Origin of the sequence: Variovorax ginsengisoli (genome assembly GCF_030486595.1) — a bacterium.
GTDB classification, from domain to species: Bacteria; Pseudomonadota; Gammaproteobacteria; order Burkholderiales; family Burkholderiaceae_C; genus Variovorax; species Variovorax ginsengisoli_B.
In genome coordinates, this window is sequence record NZ_JAUJZH010000001.1 from 203,902 (window position 1) to 224,467 (window position 20,566).

The following is a 20,566-nucleotide window of genomic DNA, read 5'->3' on the forward strand; positions in this document are numbered from 1 at the left end:
GAATCGGGACATGCCACGATTCAAAACGGAAATGATGCGCCCCCGCGTCCAGCTCAGCCCTTGGCGCCGCCCCGCCCCTTGAAGCGCGACTCCAGGAAGTCCAGCAGCGCCCGCAGCGCGGCGCTGTTGTGGCGCCGCTGCAGGTAGGCGGCCGACAGCCACATGTCGCTGCGCACGTAGTCCTGCAGCACCGGCACCAACTCGCCGTGGTCGATGTGCGGCTGCACCAGCATCTCGGGCATGTAGATCACGCCGAAGCCCTGCATCGCGACCTGGATCAGGGGCGCCGCCTCGGTCGCATCCATGCGGCTCTTCATCGCCACGTCGAAGGGCTTGCCGTCGACTTCGAAGCGCCACTCGGGGTGGGCGCCCAACCGGGTCTGGGTCAAGGCATCGTGGCCCGCCAGTTCCCGCGGGTGCGTGGGCTTGCCGTGCTTGCGCCAGTACAGCGGCGAGGCGCACACCACCAGGGCGCGGCGCGCCAGCTTGCGCACGATCAGGTTCTCGTCCTCGATCGGGCCGAAGTGCAGCGCCAAGTCGATGCCCTCCTCCGCCATGTCGGGGGCCCGGTTCAGGAGCTGCAGGCTGATGCTGACGTCGGGATAGTGGCCCATGAATTCGCCGATCATCTTCGGCAGGTCGCCCTGGCCCGCCCCCAGCGGCGCCGAGATGCGCAGCCGCCCGGTGGGGTGGCTGGCGTGCTCCTGGACCTCGGCCTGGGTCAACTCGAACATCTCCATCATCGGCTTGCTGCGCTCCAGCAGCAGCGACCCGGCGTCGGTCAGGCTGACGGCGCGCGTGGAGCGGTTGAGCAGCCGCACGCCCAGTCGGGTCTCGAGTTCGGCGATGTACTTGCTCACCGTGGCCTTCGACACGTCGAGCTTGGTCGCGGCCCGGGAAAAGCTGCCGTGCGATGCGACCTCGCGAAAGGTCTTGATCAGGTCGAGGCTGTCCATGGGTGGGGTGGATTGTCCCCCGTCGCGCCGGTTCCGTAACCCGCAGCCGCCATGGGCTGGCCGCCGCGCTCGATCCGCACCGCGCAATACTTGAACTCCGGAATCTTGCCGAAGGGGTCGAGTGCGGCGTTGGTCATCAGGTTGGCCGCCGCCTCGTAGTAGGCGAAGGGCACGAACACCGCCCCGTGCGGCGTGCCGTCGTCGCGCCGCACGTGGATCGCCACCTCGCCGCGGCGCGACCGGATGGTGATCACGTCGCCCGGCGCCAGCCCCATCGCGTCGAGGTCGGCCTGGTGCATCGAGGCGGTCGCCATCGGCTCCAGCGCGTCGAGCACGGTCGCGCGGCGCGTCATGCTGCCGGTGTGCCAGTGCTCGAGCTGGCGGCCGGTGATGAGCACGAAGGGGTAGTCGGCGTCGGGCCGCTCGTCGGCCGGGATGATGTCGGCCGGCACCAGCTTCACGCGGCCGTCGGCGGTCGGGAAGCGGTCGATGAACACGGTCGGCTGGCCGGGATCGTCCGCGCTCAGGCACGGGTAGGTCACGCTCGACTCGCGCTGCAGGCGCTCCCATGTGATGCCGCTGATGGCGGCATGCATGGCCTGGCGCATTTCGTCGTAGACCGCGGCCACGCCGCTTTCTTCGCCCTCGTAGTTCCAGGCCAGTCCCATGCGTCGGGCGATCTGCTGGATGATCCAGAGATCGGGCCTGGCATCGCCCGGCGGATCGAGCGCCCGCTTGCCGAGTTGCACCATGCGGTCGGTGTTGCTCACCGTGCCGGTCTTCTCGGGCCAGGCGCTGGCCGGCAGCACCACGTCGGCCAGCCAGGCGGTCTCGGTCATGAAGATGTCCTGCACCACCAGGTGCTCCAGGCTGGCGAGCGCATGGCGCGCATGGTTCAGGTCGGGGTCGCTCATGGCCGGGTTCTCGCCCATGATGTACATGCCGCGCACCTTGTGCGGATCGTCGTCGGGCGCCAGCGCCTTGTGCATGATCTCGACCACCGTGTAGCCGGGTTTCTCGTCGAGCGGCATGCCCCAGAACTCTTCGAACCAAGCGTGCGCTGCAGCGTTGTCGACGCGCTGGTAGTTGGGGAACATCATCGGGATCAGCCCCGCATCGCTCGCCCCCTGCACGTTGTTCTGGCCGCGCAGCGGGTGCAGGCCGGAGCCGGGCTTGCCGATCTGGCCGGTGACCGTGACCAGCGCGATCAGGCAGCGCGCGTTGTCGGTGCCGTGCACGTGCTGGCTGATGCCCATGCCCCACAGCACCATCGCGCCCTTCGCGGTGGCGAAGGCGCGGGCGACTTCGCGCAGCGTCTCGGCCGGCACGCCGCAGATCGGCGCCATCGCCTCGGGGCTGTAGCCCTTCACGTTGTCGCGCAGGGCCTCGAAGTTGCTGGCGCGGTCGCGGACGAAGGCCTCGTCGACCAGCCCCTCGTCGATCACCGCGTGGATCAGCGCGTTGAGCATCGCGACATCGGTGTCGGCCTTGAACTGCAAGGTGCGCCAGGCATGCTTGCTGATGTCGGTGCGGCGCGGGTCCGCCAGCACGATCTTCGCCCCGCGCCTGGCCGCGTTCTTCATCCAGGTGGCGGCCACCGGATGGTTGGCGGTCGGATTGGAACCGATGATGAAGATCAGTTCCGCGTGATCGACGTCGTTGACCTGGTTGCTCACCGCGCCCGAGCCCACGCCTTCGAGCAGCGCCGCGACGCTGGACGCATGGCACAGCCGGGTGCAGTGGTCGACGTTGTTGCTGCCGAAGCCGGTGCGAACCAGCTTCTGGAACAGGTAGGCCTCCTCGTTGCTGCCCTTGGCGGAGCCGAACCCGGCCAGCGCCTTCGGGCCGTGCGTGTCGCGCAGGCCCTTGAGCTGGCCGGCGGCGAGCGCCAGCGCTTCTTCCCAGCTTGCTTCGCGGAAGGCTTCGCTCCAGTCGCCGGGACGCGGCGCATCGTCGAAGCCCTTGGGAACGCCGGGCTTGCGGATCAGCGGCTTGGTGAGACGCTGCGGATGGTGCGCGTAGTCGAAGCCGAAGCGGCCCTTGACGCACAGCCGGCTGTGGTTGGCAGGGCCGTCGCGGCCGTCGACGCTGACGATCTTCTCGTCCTTGACGTTGTACGTGATGAGGCAGCCCACGCCACAGAACGGGCACACCGAATCGACCTTGCGATCGACCGCCTGCGAGCCGATGAAGCTCTTGGGCATGAGCGCACCGGTCGGGCAGGCCTGCACGCACTCGCCGCAGGCCACGCAGGTGCTGTCGCCCATCGGGTCGTCGAGGTCGAAGACGATCTTCGAATGCTCGCCGCGCAGGGCGTAGCCGATGACGTCGTTGACCTGCTCTTCGCGGCAGGCGCGCACGCAGCGGTTGCACTGGATGCAGGCATCGAGGTTCACCGCCATCGCCGGGTGCGACACGTCGGCCGCAGGCTGCTCGCGGCGCAGCGCCTTCAGTTCGGGCCGCACTGCGACATCGAGCCGCGCCGCCCAGTCGCTGAGCTCGCCGTGCTGGCGCGTCGCGTCGTCGCCGATCCACTTGTAGCCTGCGTCCGGCATGTCCGACAGCAGCATCTCGACCACCATCTTCTGGCTCTTCAGGGCCCGTTCGCTGGTCGCCTGAACCTCCATGCCGGAGGCGACGGTGCGGCAGCAGCTCGGCGCCAGGGTGCGCTCGCCCTTCAGCTCGACCACGCAGGCGCGGCAATTGCCGTCGGGGCGCAGGCCGTCCTTGTAGCAAAGGTGCGGAATGTCGACCCCGTGGCGTTGCGCCGCCTTCAGGATGGTCTCGCCCTCGAAGGCTTCCACGGTCTTGCCGTCGAGCCGGAACTCGACCGTCTGCGGCAGCAGTTCGGCCAGCTTGGCGGGCGCGTTCATTCGGCAATCTCCTGCGGAAAATATTTCTGGATGCAGCGTATCGGGTTGGGTGCAGCCTGCCCCAATCCGCAGATGGATGCATCGCCCATGACCTGCGCGAGGTCTTCGAGCGTGGCGTTGTCCCACACCGGCGCTTCCATCAGCGCCGCCGCCTTCGCGGTGCCGACCCGGCACGGCGTGCACTGGCCGCAGCTCTCGTGCTCGAAGAAGCGCATCACGTTGAGCGCGGCATCGCGGGCGCGGTCATGCTGGCTCAGCACCATCACCGCCGCCGAGCCGATGAAGCAGCCGTGCGGCTGCAGCGTGTCGAAGTCCAGCGGGATGTCGTTCATGCGCGCCGGCAGGATGCCGCCCGATGCGCCGCCCGGCAGGTAGGCATACAGCGCGTGGCCGTCCTGCATGCCGCCGCAGTATTCGTCGATCAGTTCCTGCACCGTGATGCCGGCCGGCGCCAGCTTCACGCCCGGCGACTTCACGCGCCCGCTCACGCTGAAGCTGCGCAGCCCCTTGCGGCCGTGGCGGCCGAAGCCGCCGAACCATTGGGGTCCCTTCTGCACGATGTCGCGCACCCAGTAGAGCGTCTCGAAGTTGTGCTCCAGCGTCGGCCGGCCGAACAGGCCCACCTCCGCGATGTAGGGCGGCCGCATCCGCGGCTCGCCGCGCTTGCCTTCGATGCTTTCGATCATTGCGGACTCTTCGCCGCAGATGTACGCACCCGCGCCGCGACGCAGTTCGATGTGCGGCAGCGGACATGGCGGGTCGGCCTGCAGCTTGGCCAACTCGGCGGCGAGCAGTTCGCGGCAGTCGTGGTATTCGTCGCGCAGGTAGAGGTAGCAGGCATCGATGCCCACGATGCGCGCCGCGATCAGCACGCCTTCGAGGAAGCGATGCGGATCGCGTTCGAGGTAGACGCGGTCCTTGAAGGTGCCGGGCTCGCCCTCGTCGATGTTGACCGCCATCAGCTTGGGCGCCGGCTGGTCGCGCACGATGCGCCACTTGCGTCCGGTCGGAAATCCCGCGCCGCCCAGGCCGCGCAGGCCCGAGTTCTCCATGGCGCGGATCACCGTCTCGGCCTGCTTGTCGTTGTCGACCAGAGCGGCGACCAGCTGATAGCCGCCGTGCGCGCGGTAGGTCGCGTAGTCGGTGTAGGCCGGATGGACCTCGATCGCGCCGAGCCCCGGCGACACGCTGCGCTCGGCCCAGGCCGAGGGCTCGAAGCGTGCCACCGGCTGCGCAGGCCCGGGCGGCTGCGCCCGCAGCGTGTCGCCGGAGCGCAGCGCGGCGAGCACCTTGTCGGCCGTCGCCTGCGGCACCGCGCGCTGGTGCACGGCCGCGGCGGGCGCCTGCTCGCAGCGGCCCAGGCATGGCGCCGCGACCACCCGCACGTCGTTGCGCCCGGCCTGCCCGAGCAGCGCGGGCAGCCGCGCGATCAGGTCCTTGGCGCCCGCCATCTCGCACGACAGGCTGTCGCACACGCGCACCGTGAGGCCGGGCGCCGCGTCGCCGCCGCGAACGACTTCGAAGTGGTGATAGAAGGTCGCGACCTCGAACACCTCCGCCATCGGGATGTTCATGAGCGTCGCGAGGGCGACCAGGTGGTGGTCGCGCAGGCAACCGTGCGCGTCGTTGACCTTGTGCAGGTATTCGATCAGCAGGTCACGCGGGTAGCCGTCGCCGGGCCGCGGGCCCAGCAGTTCGCCGACCTGCCGCAGCGAATCCTCTTCGGGTTGCCGCCCCTTCAGCCGGCTCTTCTTGCGAATGCGCTCGCGCAACTGGTCGGGGGTTGCGACGACGACTTCCCTGATTGTCTCTTCGGTGCCTGGGTATTGCATTTGCCTCGGCCTTGGGCGCCCGCCGTTCGGGCGGGCGCCTGGGTCTCACGGTCAGTTGAAAAATTTCGCGGCGGCCACCAGTGTGCGGTAGACGCCCCAGGTCAGCGGAATGCCGACCGCCAGCCAGGCCAGTGCGACCACGAGCGGGCTGACTGCGTCATTGTTGCGCGCCGAGGCCGAACCCATCTCGGCGGCAATGGCTTTTTCGTGCGCTAGCTTCTTCTCATGCGCGAGTTCTTCGTCGCTCATGAAGTGCTTGTCCGCCACGGGCCGCACCAGCAGGTTGCAGACCAGCCCGATCACGAGCATGCCGACCAGGATGTACATGGTCTGGTTGTAGACCTGCTCGCGCGGAATGCCAAGTCCGAGCTGGTATTCGCGCATGTAGTTCACCACCACCGGCCCGAGGATGCCGGCCGTCGCCCAGGCGGTCAGCAGGCGGCCGTGGATGGCGCCCACCATCTGCGTGCCGAACAGGTCGGCGAGGTAGGCCGGCACGGTGGCGAAGCCGCCGCCGTACATCGACAGGATGATGCAGAAGGCACCGACGAACAGCAGCTTGCTGCCGGCGCCGGCGGACGACGGAATGCTCCAGTACAGCAGGCCGCCGAGCACGAAGAAGACGGTGTAGGTGAGCTTGCGGCCCAGCTTGTCCGACAGGCTGGCCCAGAAGAAGCGCCCGCCGATGTTGAACAGCGAAAGCAGCGCCGCGAAGCCGCCCGCCACCGTGGCGATGGCCGCGAGCTGGGTCTTGTCGAGTTCGCCGAACTTCTTGGCGACGCCGATCAGGTTGCCGCCGAACACTTCCTGCAGCATCGGGCTGGCCATGCCGATGACGCCGATGCCCGCGCTCACGTTCATCGTGAGCACCATCCACACCAGCCAGAACTGCGGAATGCCCCAGACCTTCTTCACGTGCACGTGGCGCTGCGTGATCATGGCGTTGCCGGCCTGCGCGGGCGGCGGTGTCCAGCCCTTGGGCTTCCAGCCGGTCGCGGGCACCCGGTAGCCGAGCGCGCCGCCCATCATGAAGAGGAAGTAGACCATCGCCATCACGACGAAGGTCTGCATCACGCCGACGTCGGTCGGGCTCGCGAAGCTCTTCATGAGGTCGACGGCGAGCGGCGAGCCGATCATCGCGCCGCCGCCGAAGCCCATGATGGCCATCCCGGTCGCCATGCCGCGTCGGTCGGGAAACCACTTGATGAGGGTGCTCACCGGCGAGATATAGCCGAGGCCCAGCCCGATGCCGCCGATCACGCCCGAGCCGAGGATCATCAGCCAGAACTGATGCAGATGGATGCCGACGGCCGACAGCATCATGCCGCCGCACCAGCATACGGCCGACACGACGCCGGCCTTGCGCGGGCCCGCGCGCTCGAGCCAGCCGCCCCACAGCGCCGCCGAGCAGCCGAGGAAGACGAAGAACAGCGTGTACATCCAGCCCAGCGTCGCGATGCGCCAGTCGCAGCCGCTGGCGAACAGTTCGGCGAAGAAGCTCATGTCCTTGGCGCAGGCCTGGGCGCCGGTGCCGGCGGTGGCGAGCGCCTTCGACAACGGCAGCCAGAACACCGAGAAGCCATAGGCCATGCCGATGCAGAGGTGGATGGCCAGGGCGGCCGGCGGCACCAGCCAACGGTTGAAGCCCGGCCCGGCGATGATCCGTTCCTTGTCGAGAAAGCCGGGCTGCGGCCCGGTTGCGCCGATGCCGTCCCCGTCGAGGACGCCTGCGGATGAAGCTGCCATCTGTTTTTCTCCAGTTGTGGTGTGAACCCGAACGGCCCTCTCTGGGGCCCGTGGAGTGTCGGCGCGCTTGTTACAAAACGTCAAGTAGGTATGACGCTTGTATCCAGATCAGGCACCCAGGGCACCGCTGTGCATCTCGACCTGGGCCTGCCATTGCGGCGTGCGCAGCAGCGCCAGCGCCGCTTCGAGGGCGCGCGAAGGCCGCACGCCCTGCTGGGTCATGAAGCCGATCGGCGTCGTCACCTCCGGGGCCACGAGCGGCAGCGCCTCGAGCTCGCGCTGGCTGCGCACGGCGGCGACCATGGCGCCCGGCAGCACGCTGCAGACCTCGCCGGCGACGACGCCGAGCACCAGCGTGAGCACCGAGTTGGTCTCGATCGCCGGGGTCACGGTCGCGCCCGCGCTCCGGAAGGCCTGGTCGACGATGGAGCGGTTGTGCATGTCCGGCGTCAGCAGGCACAGCGGCTGCAACGCCGCTTCGGCCCAGCCGATCGGCTGGCCGATCCGCAGCGTATCGGCCGCCGGGCGCGCGGCGCGCCGCAACAGGAAGTAGTGCTCGATGCTTTGCGGCCAGGCCTCCAGCTTGACGTCGCGCAGGTGCATCCGCTCGATGTAGCCCAGCGCCAGGTCCAGCGACAGGGTCTCGAGGCCGGTCTCGAGCTCCTGGGAGCTCATCGTCAGCACCGCCGGCACGATGCCGGGGTGGCGCTGCTGCAGCAGCGCCGCGAAGCGCGAGAGCATCGGAATGGCGGTGGGGACGGCGGCCATGCGCAGATGGCCGCAGGGCCTGCCCTCCTCGCTGCGCAGCGCCTGCTGCAGCACTTCGCTTTCGCGCAGCATGCGCTGGGCGGTCGCGAGAACGAGTTCGCCTTCGTGCGTCAGACCGGCGTAGGTGCGCCCGCGGCGCGCGATGACCACGCCGTACTCGGCCTCCAGCGCCCGCAGGGCATTCGACAACGCCGGCTGCGTGATGTGGCAGGCCTGCGCCGCACGGCCGAAATGACGATGCTCGTCGAGCGCGACGAGATAGCGCATCGAGGCGAGCAGGTTCATCGAGCCGGCGCGGCCTCAGGTGTTCTTGCTGACGGTGATGGTCGGGAACTTGGCCGAGAAATCCTTGGCTTTTTCGGCGATGCCCACGGCCACCCGCCGGGCGATCGCCTTGTAGATGCCGGCCACCGCGCCGTCGGGGTCGGCCACCACCGTCGGCTTGCCGCTGTCGGCCTGCAGGCGGATGTCGATGTCGAGCGGCAGCGCGCCGAGGTAGTCCATCTGGTACTGCTCGGCCATCTTCCGGCCGCCGTCGGCGCCGAAGATGTGCTCGACATGGCCGCAGTTCGAGCAGACGTGCACCGCCATGTTCTCGACGATGCCGAGGATCGGCACGCCGACCTTCTCGAACATCTTGATCCCCTTGCGGGCATCCAGCAGCGCGATGTCCTGCGGCGTGGTGACGATCACCGCGCCGGTCATCGGCACCCGCTGCGACAAGGTGAGCTGGATGTCGCCGGTGCCGGGCGGCATGTCGACGATCAGGTAGTCGAGGTCTTTCCAGTTGGTCTGGCGCAGCAGCTGCTCGAGCGCCTGCGTGGCCATCGGGCCGCGCCAGATCATGGCTTCGTCGGAGTCGACCAGGAAGCCGATCGACATGACCTGCACGCCGTGGTTGGACATCGGCTCCATGGTCTTGCCGTCCTCGCTCTCGGGACGGCCCTGGATGCCCAGCATCATGGGCTGGCTGGGGCCGTAGATGTCGGCATCGAGCAGGCCGACGCTGGCGCCTTCGGCGGCCAGCGCCAGCGCCAGGTTGGCGGCCGTGGTGCTCTTGCCGACGCCGCCCTTGCCCGAAGCCACGGCGATGATGTTCTTGACGTTCGGCATCAGCTGGACGCCGCGCTGCACCGCGTGGCTGGTGACCTTGGTCACGATGTTCACCGAGACGTTGTCCACCTCCGGCACCGTCCTGGCGGCCGCCACCAGCGCCTTGCGCAGCGCCGGCGCCTGGCTCTTGGCCGGATAGCCCAGCTCGATGTCGAACGAGACCTCGCCCTCGTGGATCTGCAGGTTCTTCAGCGCCTTGGTGCCGATGAAATCCTTGCCTGTGTTGGGGTCGAGGACGGCCTTGAGGGCCTCCGCGAGCGCCTCTTGCGTAACTGCCATTGATCACTCCTGAATGGCGGGTAGTCTAGGGCAGGTACGCTCGGGCCATGCTGCCTGCCCCGGATGCCCCTCCCGCCGCCGCCACCGGCCTGGTCCTGACCGGCGGCGGCGCCCGCGCCGCCTACCAGGTCGGCGTGCTGCAGGCGCTGGCCAAATTGCGGCGCGCGGCCGGCGCGTCCTCCCGGGCCCCGCTCTTCCCGATCATCACCGGCACCTCGGCGGGCGCGATCAATGCGGCCGCGCTGGCGTGCGGCGCCGACGATTTCGAGGCCACGGTGCGCCGGATCGGCCAGGTCTGGGCCGGGCTCGGGCCCGACCAGATCTACCGCGTGGACGCCTTGCGCGTGCTCAGCAGCGATGCACCCTGGGCGCGCCTGCTCTCGGCCGGCTGGCTGATCGCGCGCTGGCGGCGCAGCGGCTCGCGCTCGCTGCTCGACAACAGTCCCCTGCGCCGGCTGCTGGAAGAACTGGTGCCGCTCGGCCGGCTCGACGAACTGATGGCCCAGGGCCACCTCGACGCCCTGGCCGTCACCGCGTCCAGCTATGGCTCGGGTGAGCACGTGACCTTCTACCAGGCCAGCGACACGCAGCAGCCCTGGGTCCGCTCCAGGCGACTGGCGGCGCCGGTGCGCATCGCGCACGAGCATCTGCTGGCCTCGTCGGCGATCCCGTTCGTCTTCCCGGCGACCGCGCTGGACATCGGCGGCCATGCCGAATACTTCGGCGACGGATCGATGCGCCAGTCGGCACCCCTGGCCGCCGCCATCCACCTGGGCGCGCGCCGCATCCTGGCGGTCGGGGCCGGCCGCATGCAGGAGCCGGCCGAAGCGCTGGCGCCCAATGCCCTGAGCGGCTACCCGTCGCTGGCGCAGATCGCCGGCCATGCGCTGTCGAGCATCTTCCTCGACGCGCTGACCGCCGACGTGGAGCGCCTGCGCCGCATCAACTCGACCTTGGCCCTGATCCCGGCCGAGGCACGCGCCGCCACCACGCTGGAGCCGGTCGAGCTGCTGCTGATCGCACCGTCGCAGCGCATCGACGCGATCGCCGCGCGCCACGTCCATGCCCTGCCGCCCGCGGTGCGCAGCCTGCTGGGCGAACCGGCGGTGTCCGCGGCGACAGCCGAGCTCAAGGGTTCGGCGCTCGCGAGCTACCTGCTGTTCGATGCGGGCTTCACGCGGGAATTGATGGCGCTGGGCCGGGCCGATACGCTGAACCAGCGCGACGCGGTGTGCGAATTCTTCGGCTGGGGCGGCCTCAGACGGCCGGGCCCAGTCGCTTGACCATCCGGACCGCATCCTCCACGTCTTCGTAGTAGCCCGGGCTCGATCCGCACTCGGTGAAGCCGTGCCTGCCGTAGAACGACTTGGCCGCCGCGTTGCCGGCCCTCGCCTCGAGCCGGATCGCGCGGATGCCGGCGACGCCGGCGGTCGCTTCGAGCCAGGCCAGCAGGGCGCTGCCCAGCCCCGAGCGGCGCTGCGACGCCCGCACCGCGAGCAGCGAGATGTGGGCCTCGTCGTCTCCGTACTGCATGATGGCGAAGCCGAGCAGCACGCCGTCGCGCCGCGCCACCACCACGTTGGTCGCCTCGTCGCGGCTGGCGCGCAGCACCCGCCGCTCGGTCCAGCGCCACGACAGGCCCTGCTCGATCGTGTCCCGGGAAAGCTCCGCGATCTCCCGGGCATCGGCCGCCTGGGCAAGGGTGATTTCGTAGGCGGTGATCACGGCTTCCTCCGGTTGCGGCAACGACTATAGCCCCGCGACCTAAAATGCACCCCCTATGTCCCAGCGCAAACTCTTCGTCACCACCGCCCTGCCCTACGCCAACGGCAAGTTCCACGTCGGCCACATCATGGAATACATCCAGGCCGACATCTGGGTTCGCTTCCAGCGCATGCAGGGCCATATGGTGCATTTCGTGGGGGCCGACGACGCGCACGGCGCGCCGATCATGATCGCGGCCGAGAAGGCCGGCAAGACGCCGCAGGCCTTCGTCGGCGAGATCGCCGCGGGCCGCAAGGAATACCTCGACGGCTTCCACATCCGCTTCGACAACTGGCACTCGACCGACAGCGCCGAGAACACCGAGCTCGCGCAAGGCATCTACAAGAAGCTCCGCGACGGCGGGATGATCGCCACCCGCACCATCGAGCAGTTCTACGACCCGGTCAAGGGCATGTTCCTGCCCGACCGCTACATCAAGGGCGAGTGCCCGGTGTGCCACGCCAAGGACCAGTACGGCGACGCCTGCGAGGTCTGCAGCAGCGTCTATTCGCCCACCGAGCTGATCAGCCCCTATTCGACCCTGACCGGCGCGACGCCCGAGCTGCGCAGTTCCGAGCACTTCTTCTTCAAGCTGTCCGACCCGAAGGTGGTCGACTTCCTGAAGACCTGGACCCAGGACGGCAAGCTGCAGCCCGAGATGGCGCGCAAGGCCAGCGAGTGGTTCGAGGCCGGCATGGCCGACTGGGACATCTCGCGCGAGGCGCCCTACTTCGGCATCGAGATCCCCGATGCCCCCGGCAAGTACTTCTACGTCTGGCTCGATGCGCCGGTCGGCTACCTCGCGAGCCTGAAGAACCACTTCGACAAGGGGCAGGCGGCCAGCCACTGGCACGAGCCCTCGCGCACCGCGCAGAGCTTCGACGACTTCGTCGCCGATCCGGCGGTGGAGCAGGTGCACTTCATCGGCAAGGACATCGTCTACTTCCACACCCTGTTCTGGCCTGCGATGCTGCAGTTCAGCGGCCGCAAGACGCCGAGCCAGGTCAACGTGCACGGCTTCATCACGGTCTCGGGCGAGAAGATGAGCAAGAGCCGCGGCACCGGCATCGACCCGCTCAAGTACCTGTCCATCGGCATGAACCCCGAATGGATGCGCTACTACATCGCGGCCAAGCTCAATGCCAAGGTGGAAGACGTCGACTTCAACCCCGACGACTTCATCGCCCGCGTCAACGCCGACCTGATCGGCAAGTACATCAACATCGCGAGCCGCGCCGCGGGCTTCATCGCCAAGCGCTTCGGCGGCAAGCTCGGCACGCCGTCGGCCGACGGCGCGGCGCTGCTGGCTACCTTGCAGGCCGCCGCGGCGCCGATGCAGGCGCTCTACGACAGCCGCGACTTCGCCCGTGCACTGCGCGAGATCATGTTGCTGGCAGACAAGGTCAACGAGTACGTCGACCAGAACAAGCCCTGGGAACTCGCCAAGAAAGAAGGCATGGAGGCCCGCCTGCAGGACGTCTGCACGACCTGCATCGAGGCCTTCCGCCTGTTGACGATCTACCTCAAGCCGGTGCTGCCCGCGCTGGCCGCGCAGGTCGAGGCCTTCCTGGGCTGCGCCCCACTGCTGTCGGCCGACGCCGGCCGGCTGCTGGGCGCCGGCCATGCGATCAACGACTACAAGCACCTGATGCAGCGAGTCGACGCCAAGCAGCTCGACCAGCTGTTCGAACCACCGGCCGGCGAGGCGCCCGCGCCCGCCGAGAAGGCCGTCGTACTGCCCGGCGGCGAGGGCATCGCGCCGACCATCACCATCGACGAGTTCGCCAAGATCGACCTGCGCATCGCGAAGATCGTCGCCTGCCAGAAGGTCGAGGGCTCGACCAAGCTGCTGCACCTGACGCTGGACGCCGGCGAGGGCCGGACGCGCAACGTGTTCTCGGGCATCGCCTCGGTCTACCAGCCCGAGCAGCTGGTCGGCAAGCTCACGGTGCTGGTCGCCAACCTGGCGCCGCGCAAGATGAAGTTCGGCATCTCCGAGGGTATGGTGCTGGCCGCCAGCCACGCCGACGAGAAGGCGAATCCCGGCATCCACGTGCTGGAGCCGTGGCCGGGCGCGACGCCAGGCATGCGGGTGCGCTGAGCCCCAAGCCATGAAACATCGCCTCGTCCTGATCCTGGCCCTGGCCGCCTGCGCGTCACTCCCCGGCTGCGCGGTGGTCAGCGTGGCCAGCACCGCCGTCAGCGTCGGTGCCGGCGCCGTGGGCCTGGCGGCCGATGCCGCCATCGGCACCGTTCGCATCACGGGCAAGGCGGTCGGCGCCGCCGCCGACGCGGTGCTGCCCGGCAGCTCCGACTGAGGCGCCCGCCCGGCGTCCACAATGGCGCCATGACATCGCCCCTGAAGCTCGCTGCCTTCCGCCCTCGACTGATCGACGCACTGGCGGGCTACGACAGGGGCCGCTTCCTGAAGGACGTCGGGGCCGGCGCCACCGTCGGCATCGTCGCGCTGCCGCTGGCGATGGCCTTCGCGATCGCGTCCGGCCTGAAGCCCGAGGCCGGCATCTGGACCGCGATCATCGCCGGCTTCCTCATCTCCGCGCTCGGCGGCTCGACGGTGCAGATCGGCGGCCCGGCAGGCGCCTTCATCGTGATCGTCTACGGCATCGTCGAGCGCTACGGCGTGGCCAACCTGCTGATCTCCACCGCCTGCGCCGGCCTCCTGCTGTTCCTGATGGGGCTGTTCCGGCTCGGCACGCTGGTGCGCTACGTGCCGGTGTCGATCGTGGTCGGCTTCACCAACGGCATCGCGGCGCTGATCCTGATCTCGCAGATCAAGGACTGGCTCGGGTTGTCGATAGAGAAGATGCCGGCCGACATGTTCTCGCAGCTGCACACGCTGGCGACGCACCTCGACACCTTCAACCCCTCCGCGTTCGGGCTCGGGCTGGCCTGCCTGGCCGGCCTGTTCGCATGGCCGCACCTGCTGCGCGAGAAGACCCGCGTCGGCCAGACGGTGCGCATCGTGCTCGGCCGCTTCGCCAACACCGGCGCGGCGCAGGCCGGCTCCCGCGTGCCGGGCCCGATCGTGGCGCTGGTGACCCTGACGCTGGTGTCCTGGGGGTTCAACCTGCATGTCGAGACCATCGGCACCCGCTTCGGCGGCATCCCCGAGGGCCTGCCGGCCTTCGCGCTGCCCGACTTCTCCTGGGAGACGGTCAAGCAGCTGGTCACGCCGACCCTCACCATCGCGGCGCTGGGCGCCATCGAATCGCTGCTCTGCGCGCGCGTCGCCGACCAGGTCAGCGGCCTGCCGCGCCACGACCCCAACCAGGAACTGATGGCGCAGGGGATCGCCAACGCGGTCGCGCCGTTCTTCGGCGGCATGCCGGCCACGGGCACCATCGCGCGCACCGTGACCAACGTGCGCGCCGGCGCCACTTCGCCGATCGCGGGCATCGTGCATGCGATCACCTTGATGGTGGTGGTGCTGGTCGCGGCGCCGCTCGCGCAGCATGTGCCGCTCGCGGTGCTGGCCGGCATCCTCGTCTCCGTGGGCTGGAACATGGGCGAATGGCGCGAGTTCGCACCGTCCATGCTGCGGCGCTTCAGCCGCCACTACCGGCTGCTGATGCTGGGCACCTTCTTCCTCACCGTGGTGTTCGATCTCACGGTGGCGGTGCAGGCGGGGATCGTGCTGGCCTGCGCGCTGTTCGTGCGGCGCATGAGCACCTTGTTCAGCGTCGAACTGGTTTCGCTGGAACCGCCGGTGCTGACCTACCGGCTCTACGGGGCGCTGTTCTTCGGCGCTGCCGCCAGGCTCGACCCGATGGTGGCGGCGGTCGAGCGTGCGCCGCGCGGCATGACCGTGGTGCTCGACGCCATGCAGCTGATCCTGATCGACGCCACCGGCCTGGACGCCTTGCGCCAGTTGCACAAGGCGGTGCGTGAGCGCGGCGGCGTGCTGCGGGTGGAATCGCTGCACGGGCAGCCGAGCGAGGCGTTCGAGCGCTCGGGGTTCGCGGCGGAGCTGGCGGCCGCGGCACCCGAATGAGCGATCAGGGCGCCTCGGTGCTGCGGTCCGGCGAAGAGCCGGCGCTCGTCACGCGCTGGTCGTCATCGAGCGTCGCGGTGAACACCATCGGCGAGTTCGGCGGCTGCATCCAGCGCCACTCCCACGCGGTCTCCTTTTTCAGCGGGTAGGGGATGCGCTGCGCCGGCTTGCCCAGCAGCCGGCGCAGATCCTCCATCGCCATCCCCGGCTTCACCCGGGCGAAATTCTCCGGCGTGAGCACCTGGCGCAAGGCCTTCATGCGGCCATCGGGCCCGATGGTGATCATGTAGTTCTTCTGGCCCTGCGGCTGGCGGTTGTATTCGAAGACGCGCCCAGCAGGCGTGTCCCAGACGTTCTCGGGCTCGCCGAAACGCGCGCGAACATCGGCCTCGGTGGAGACGCCCTCCTCCAGTTCGCTGATGCGCTTCGGGTCGCAGCCGAAAAGCCAGAACATGTTGGTCAGCAGCAGAAGGGCCGCGAGGCCGCGGCGGATTGTGGTTGGCGCCATACCGTCCCAGGAAATTGCACGGGGCGGTCAGTCTAGCCGCCGCCCTCAGTTCGCCGCGAAGCAATACATCAGCCCTGCGCCGCCCGTCCTCCTGAAGGCTTCCAGGCTGCAGCCCTGGGTTGCATGCGAAGAGTTCCAGGACATCGAGGCCGGAGGCGCGTTCGTGCCCATGCGGTTGTGATGGCCGACGATGGCCGAGCCCTCGCCGCTCTTGGTCCAGTTGCCGCAGGTGGTGTCCTTGCTGGTGTCGGTGGAGGCGCGCCCATCCGGCATCGAGCCGGTGAGGATGTCGTGGTTGTTGACGGGGTCGCCGCTGGCACTGACGATCTCGCCCTTTTCCGTCAGGCCGGTCTGCTTGTCGAGGTTGTTGGTGCCGTGCAGTTCGTCGATGTTGTTGGCGATCGTCACGCCTTTCACGTTGACCCACGGCCCCTTGCCAATGCGATCGCGGGCGTTCACGGCCGCACCGCCGGCCGTCGCGGTCGTGCTCAGGTACGCGCGCCAGCTGCGCCCGCCTGCGCCGACGCTGTCGGCCAGGCTCTGGCAGTAGCGGTCGGCGCCCGCGAGTCCGCCGAAGTCCCCGCCCTTGCCCGGGTTCGCGCTGGTGATGAAGAAGCTCATCTTGCTCTGGGGCGTGGCGGGTCCGCTGGTGCTGCAGGCGACCAGCGCCAGGGCAGCGGCTCCGGTCGCGGCGAGGAAGATCGAGTAGCGGCGCTTCATCGGCAATCTCCTTGGATGGATGGGAGCCGCCACGCTAGCGCATGCGCAAGAAGGCTTCAAGGCGGATTCCACCCGGTAAAATCCCGCCAAAGGTCCAATTGCCATGTCCATCTTCGCCCGTCCCCACTACCAGTCCGAAATCACCAACTTCATCGAGCAGATGAAGGAACAGAAGCCGACGCTGGAGGCCGAGCAGCGCGCCGGGCGCGCCCTGCTGTGGGACAAGCACCTCGACCGCAGCCTGCTCGAGGAGTACAGCGAGGCGAAGGTGCCGCAGCAGCCCTACGTCTACCAGACCCGCGTGAAGTAAGTGGTCATCCGGGCCGTTCCGGGTTCCGGTGCCCGCCGCCAGGGCGATGGCGCATCGGCCGACAGCGCAGGCTCGGGGCCGATCGAGGTGATCGCGGACGACGGCGCTGCGGTGGTCGCCGCCATGCCGGAGGTCATCGACCAGGTCGCCCTCGCCCGCCTCTACGGCGAACCCCTGTTCGCCCTGCCGAACGACCTCTACATCCCCCCTGAGGCGCTGCAGGTCTTCCTCGAGGCCTTCGAAGGCCCGCTCGACCTGCTGCTCTACCTGATCCGCAAGCAGAACTTCAACATCCTCGACATCCCGATGGCGGGGCTGACGCGGCAGTACCTGAGCTACGTCGACGAAATCCGCCAGACCAACCTCGAACTCGCCGCCGAATACCTGCTGATGGCGGCGATGCTGATCGAGATCAAGTCGCGCATGCTGCTGCCGCCCAAGAAGTCGGCCGAGGGCGAGGAAGCCGAAGACCCGCGCGCCGAACTCGTGCGCCGCCTGCTCGAGTACGAGCAGACCAAGCTGCAGGCGGCATCGCTCAGTGCCATGCCGCAGGCCGGTCGCGACTTCTGGAAGGCCCAGGTCTACATCGAGCAGTCGCTCAAGCCGCGCTTCCCGGACATGAACGTGGTCGACCTGCGCGACGCCTGGGCCGACATCCTCAAGCGCGCCAAGCTGGTCCAGCACCACAAGATCTCGCGCGAAGAGCTCAGCGTGCGCGAGCACATGAGCATCGTGCTGCGGCACCTGCAGGGACGGCAGTTCGTCGAGTTCGAGAAGCTGTTCGACATCACGCGCGGCACGCCGGTCCTGATCGTGACCTTCATCGCGATGCTCGAACTCGCCAAGGAAACCCTGATCGACATCACGCAGGCCGAAGCCTTCGCGCCGATCTACGTGCGGCTTGCGTACTCGCCGGCCTGACCTGACCCCCGCACGTCCCTCCGTCTCGTGGAGCGACCGGGCTCCAATGAGGTTCCTGGCTCGGCAGCACGGCTGATCGACAACCTCGAAATCGACACCTGAACACGATGAGCTACAGCGTCAAAGAAATCTTCTACACCCTGCAGGGCGAAGGCGGCCAGGCCGGCATGCCCGCCGTGTTCTGCCGCTTTGCCGGCTGCAATTTGTGGAACGGCCGCGAGAGCGATCGTGCCGACGCCGTCTGCCGCTTCTGCGACACCGATTTCGTCGGCACCGACGGCACGCTGGGCGGCAGGTTCGCGAACGCCGAGTCGCTGGCAGACACCATCGCCGCGCAATGGCCGGCCGATGACGCCGCGCATCGACTGGTCGTCCTGACCGGCGGCGAGCCGCTGCTGCAGGTCGATGCCGCACTGATCGCCGCATTGCATGCGCGCAGCTTCCGCATCGCTGTGGAAAGCAACGGCACCGTGGCGGCACCCGAGGGCATCGACTGGCTTTGCATCAGCCCGAAGGCGGGCGCGCCCTGGCTGCAGCGCTCCGGCCAGGAACTCAAGGTGGTATGGCCGCAGCCCGGCCTGGACCTCGACGCCCTGCAAGCCGGCGGTCACTTCGCACACCGCTTCCTGCAGCCGATGGATGGCCCGGCGCAGGCGGACCACATCGCGCTGTGTATCGACACCTGCATGCGCCGCCCCGGCTGGCGCCTGAGCCTGCAGACTCACAAGCTGACCGGCATCCGCTGATCCCTCAAGCATGACGACCCTCACGATGAACCCTCGCCGATTCACCGTCAGCCAGCGCTTTTTCTTCGACGCCGCCCACACGCTCGAGCGCGCCATCGAGACCGAAGCCAGCCGCCGTATCCACGGCCACACCTATCGCGCGGAAGTCGCGGTGAGCGGCCCGCGCGATGTCCGGACCGGCATGGTGGTCGACCTGGGCCTGCTGCGCCGCCGGCTGGACGCACTGCGCGAACGGCTCGACCACCACCTGCTCGACGAAGTGCCCGGACTGGGCGCGCCGACGCTGGAAAACCTCTGCGTATTCATCGCCGATGCCCTCGCCGACATGGAGCCGGCGCCCTCGCGCGTGCGGGTCTGGCGCGAGGCATTGGGCGACGAATGCGTGCTGGAGCTGGCGCCGCGCGCTTGAGCGCCAAGACTGGCTCGACGAAGCCGGCGGCTCAGGCCGATTCGACGCCCGGCTCGCGGCCCATCAGGCCGGCCACCGCTTCGGCCGGGGCCATCCGGCCATCCAGCACTGCCACCACGCTGTCCGAGATGGGCATCTCGATCCCGAGGTGGCGCGCCCGCTGGACCACCGTGCGCGCGCAATAGACCCCCTCGGCCACGTGGCCCAGCGAATCGACCGCCTGCGCCAGCGTGCGGCCTTGCGCCATCAGCAGCCCGACCCGGCGGTTGCGCGACAGGTCGCCGGTCGCCGTCAGCACCAGGTCGCCCAGTCCCGAAAGGCCCATGAAGGTGTCGCTGCGGGCACCGATCGCGAGGCCGAAACGCGTCATCTCGGCCAGTCCGCGAGTGATCAGGGCCGCCCGGGCATTGAGGCCCAGGTGCAGTCCGTCGGCCAGGCCGGTGGCGATCGCCAGCACGTTCTTGACCGCCCCTCCGACCTCGACGCCGACGATGTCGTCGTTGGCATAGACCCGCAGGGTCGGACCGTGAAAGGCCTCGACCAGCGCATCGCGCACCGCCGCCAGCGGACTGGCCGCGACCAGTGCCGTCGGCCGGCCCTGCGCCACTTCCTGGGCGAAACTCGGTCCGCTCAGCACACCGGCCTTCAGCCCCGGTGCCACGCGGGCCTGGATCTCATGGGCCAGCAGCCCCGGGTCCGCGGAGCCCGGGCGTGACGGCTCGACCCCCTTCGAGAGCCATGCCACCGGACAGGCCACGTCACGCAGGATGCCGAGTTGTTCGCGCAACGCCGCCATCGGCGTCGCCACGATGACCAGTTCGGCCCCTTCGAAGGCGGCCGTGGCGGATCCGCCGACGACCTTCAATGCCGGGGGGAAGGGAATGCCCGGCAGATAGCGGGCATTGTCGCGCGCCGCCGCCATGGCCTGGGCCTGGGCGGCATCGCGCGCCCACAGCGTGACCGCGTGGCGGCCGGCGGCATTGATGGCCAGCGCCGTGCCCCAGGCACCGGCACCGAGCACGCAGATCTTCATCGGCGTTGGCGCCAAGCCGGATTTACTGCGTGACGATCGGCGAAGCCTGGCCCGCGGCCTGGGCCTGCTGCTGTTCGAACATCGCCTGGAAGTTGATCTCGGCCAGGTGCACCGGCGGGAAGCCGCCGCGCTGGATCACGTCGGCCACGTTGCCGCGCAGGTACGGGTAGACGATCTGCGGGCAGGCGATGCCGAGGATCGGGCCCATCTGGTCTTCCGGCAGGTTGCGGATCTCGAAGATGCCGGCCTGCTTGGCCTCGACCAGGAACACGGTCCTGTCGCCGATCTTGGTCTGCACGGTGGCCGACACGGTGATCTCGAAGATGCCGTCGGTCACCGGCTGGGCGTCGACGCCGAGCTGGATGTCGACGGTCGGCTGCTCCTGCTCCAGCAGGATGGCCGGCGAATTGGGCTGTTCGAGCGACAGATCCTTCAGGTAGACGCGCTGGATCTGGAAAACGGGGTCTTGTGATTGCTGGTCGGCCATGGCTCTAACTTTCGAGGATCAAAACAAGGCCCGCCCGGGAAATGCTCCCGAGAGCGGGCTTCTGAGGGGTCAGCCGGCGATTATCGCCC

19 protein-coding genes are annotated in these 20,566 nt (G+C 68.8%); 8 read left to right on the forward strand and 11 right to left on the reverse strand.

Annotated features, from left to right (window positions below):
• Positions 1–53: 53 nt before the first annotated feature.
• The 6 genes from QZH52_RS00970 to apbC form a co-directional block, all read right to left on the reverse strand.
• Complete coding sequence (locus tag QZH52_RS00970) at positions 54–956, reverse strand: LysR family transcriptional regulator (RefSeq protein ID WP_301802527.1); 903 nt, start codon at positions 954–956, stop codon at positions 54–56.
• Positions 938–3,829 carry a formate dehydrogenase subunit alpha gene (fdhF, locus tag QZH52_RS00975; protein ID WP_301802531.1) on the reverse strand — a complete coding sequence of 964 codons (2,892 nt, stop codon included), beginning with the start codon at positions 3,827–3,829 and terminating at the stop codon, positions 938–940. The genes QZH52_RS00970 and fdhF overlap by 19 nt, the downstream gene beginning before the upstream one ends.
• Positions 3,826–5,661, reverse strand: coding sequence for an NADH-ubiquinone oxidoreductase-F iron-sulfur binding region domain-containing protein (locus QZH52_RS00980; protein WP_301802533.1), 1,836 nt, complete (start codon positions 5,659–5,661; stop codon positions 3,826–3,828). Before QZH52_RS00980 ends, fdhF begins: the two co-directional genes overlap by 4 nt.
• 51 nt (positions 5,662–5,712) lie before the next feature.
• The gene (locus QZH52_RS00985) at positions 5,713–7,407 is read right to left on the reverse strand and encodes an OFA family MFS transporter (protein ID WP_301802536.1); all 1,695 of its coding nucleotides are present in this window, start codon (positions 7,405–7,407) and stop codon (positions 5,713–5,715) included.
• Between the two features lie 108 nt (positions 7,408–7,515).
• Positions 7,516–8,460, reverse strand: a complete 945-nt coding sequence (locus tag QZH52_RS00990; RefSeq protein WP_301802540.1) for a LysR substrate-binding domain-containing protein — start codon at positions 8,458–8,460, stop codon at positions 7,516–7,518.
• 15 nt (positions 8,461–8,475) lie between these two features.
• Positions 8,476–9,567, reverse strand: a complete 1,092-nt coding sequence (gene apbC / locus QZH52_RS00995) for an iron-sulfur cluster carrier protein ApbC (protein WP_301802543.1) — start codon at positions 9,565–9,567, stop codon at positions 8,476–8,478.
• Between the two features lie 47 nt (positions 9,568–9,614).
• Between apbC and QZH52_RS01000 the strand changes: the two genes are divergently transcribed.
• Entirely contained in the window at positions 9,615–10,850 is a 1,236-nt protein-coding gene (locus QZH52_RS01000) for a patatin-like phospholipase family protein (RefSeq protein WP_301802544.1), read from the forward strand.
• Here QZH52_RS01000 and QZH52_RS01005 read toward each other — a convergent pair.
• The gene (locus QZH52_RS01005) at positions 10,825–11,292 is read right to left on the reverse strand and encodes a GNAT family N-acetyltransferase (RefSeq protein ID WP_301802546.1); all 468 of its coding nucleotides are present in this window, start codon (positions 11,290–11,292) and stop codon (positions 10,825–10,827) included. The genes QZH52_RS01000 and QZH52_RS01005 overlap by 26 nt on opposite strands.
• A 55-nt stretch (positions 11,293–11,347) precedes the next feature.
• On the opposite strand from QZH52_RS01005, the gene metG reads away from it, so the two are divergent.
• Genes metG through QZH52_RS01020 form a run of 3 tightly spaced genes read left to right on the forward strand, consistent with a single transcriptional unit; the run spans position 11,348 to position 15,343 of the window.
• Positions 11,348–13,432: a methionine--tRNA ligase gene (gene metG, locus QZH52_RS01010; protein WP_301802548.1), complete on the forward strand. Its 2,085-nt coding sequence runs from the start codon at positions 11,348–11,350 to the stop codon at positions 13,430–13,432.
• A 10-nt stretch (positions 13,433–13,442) separates the two neighbouring features.
• The gene (locus tag QZH52_RS01015) at positions 13,443–13,649 is read left to right on the forward strand and encodes a hypothetical protein (protein WP_301802550.1); all 207 of its coding nucleotides are present in this window, start codon (positions 13,443–13,445) and stop codon (positions 13,647–13,649) included.
• A 29-nt stretch (positions 13,650–13,678) separates the two neighbouring features.
• Positions 13,679–15,343 carry a SulP family inorganic anion transporter gene (locus tag QZH52_RS01020; protein ID WP_301802552.1) on the forward strand — a complete coding sequence of 555 codons (1,665 nt, stop codon included), beginning with the start codon at positions 13,679–13,681 and terminating at the stop codon, positions 15,341–15,343.
• A gap of 4 nt (positions 15,344–15,347) precedes the next feature.
• On the opposite strand, the gene QZH52_RS01025 is transcribed toward QZH52_RS01020, so the two are convergent.
• Positions 15,348–15,797, reverse strand: a complete 450-nt coding sequence (locus tag QZH52_RS01025; RefSeq protein ID WP_301803322.1) for an outer membrane protein assembly factor BamE — start codon at positions 15,795–15,797, stop codon at positions 15,348–15,350.
• Between the two features lie 99 nt (positions 15,798–15,896).
• Positions 15,897–16,571 (reverse strand): hypothetical protein, encoded by a 675-nt coding sequence (locus tag QZH52_RS01030; protein ID WP_301802555.1) that lies wholly within the window; start codon positions 16,569–16,571, stop codon positions 15,897–15,899.
• Between the two features lie 103 nt (positions 16,572–16,674).
• Between QZH52_RS01030 and QZH52_RS01035 the strand changes: the two genes are divergently transcribed.
• From QZH52_RS01035 to QZH52_RS01050, 4 genes are all read left to right on the forward strand, one after another.
• Positions 16,675–16,881 (forward strand): DUF3460 family protein, encoded by a 207-nt coding sequence (locus QZH52_RS01035; RefSeq protein WP_286504922.1) that lies wholly within the window; start codon positions 16,675–16,677, stop codon positions 16,879–16,881.
• A gap of 123 nt (positions 16,882–17,004) precedes the next feature.
• Complete coding sequence (locus QZH52_RS01040) at positions 17,005–17,802, forward strand: segregation and condensation protein A (protein WP_301803325.1); 798 nt, start codon at positions 17,005–17,007, stop codon at positions 17,800–17,802.
• Between the two features lie 107 nt (positions 17,803–17,909).
• The gene (gene queE / locus QZH52_RS01045) at positions 17,910–18,548 is read left to right on the forward strand and encodes a 7-carboxy-7-deazaguanine synthase (RefSeq protein WP_286536191.1); all 639 of its coding nucleotides are present in this window, start codon (positions 17,910–17,912) and stop codon (positions 18,546–18,548) included.
• A 25-nt stretch (positions 18,549–18,573) separates the two neighbouring features.
• Entirely contained in the window at positions 18,574–18,957 is a 384-nt protein-coding gene (locus tag QZH52_RS01050) for a 6-pyruvoyl trahydropterin synthase family protein (protein ID WP_301802559.1), read from the forward strand.
• 31 nt (positions 18,958–18,988) lie between these two features.
• On the opposite strand, the gene QZH52_RS01055 is transcribed toward QZH52_RS01050, so the two are convergent.
• On the reverse strand, positions 18,989–19,990 hold the full coding sequence (locus QZH52_RS01055) for an NAD(P)H-dependent glycerol-3-phosphate dehydrogenase (RefSeq protein ID WP_301802560.1): 1,002 nt from the start codon (positions 19,988–19,990) through the stop codon (positions 18,989–18,991).
• A gap of 22 nt (positions 19,991–20,012) precedes the next feature.
• Positions 20,013–20,477 carry a protein-export chaperone SecB gene (gene secB / locus QZH52_RS01060; protein WP_286536194.1) on the reverse strand — a complete coding sequence of 155 codons (465 nt, stop codon included), beginning with the start codon at positions 20,475–20,477 and terminating at the stop codon, positions 20,013–20,015.
• Positions 20,478–20,566 lie beyond the last annotated feature (89 nt).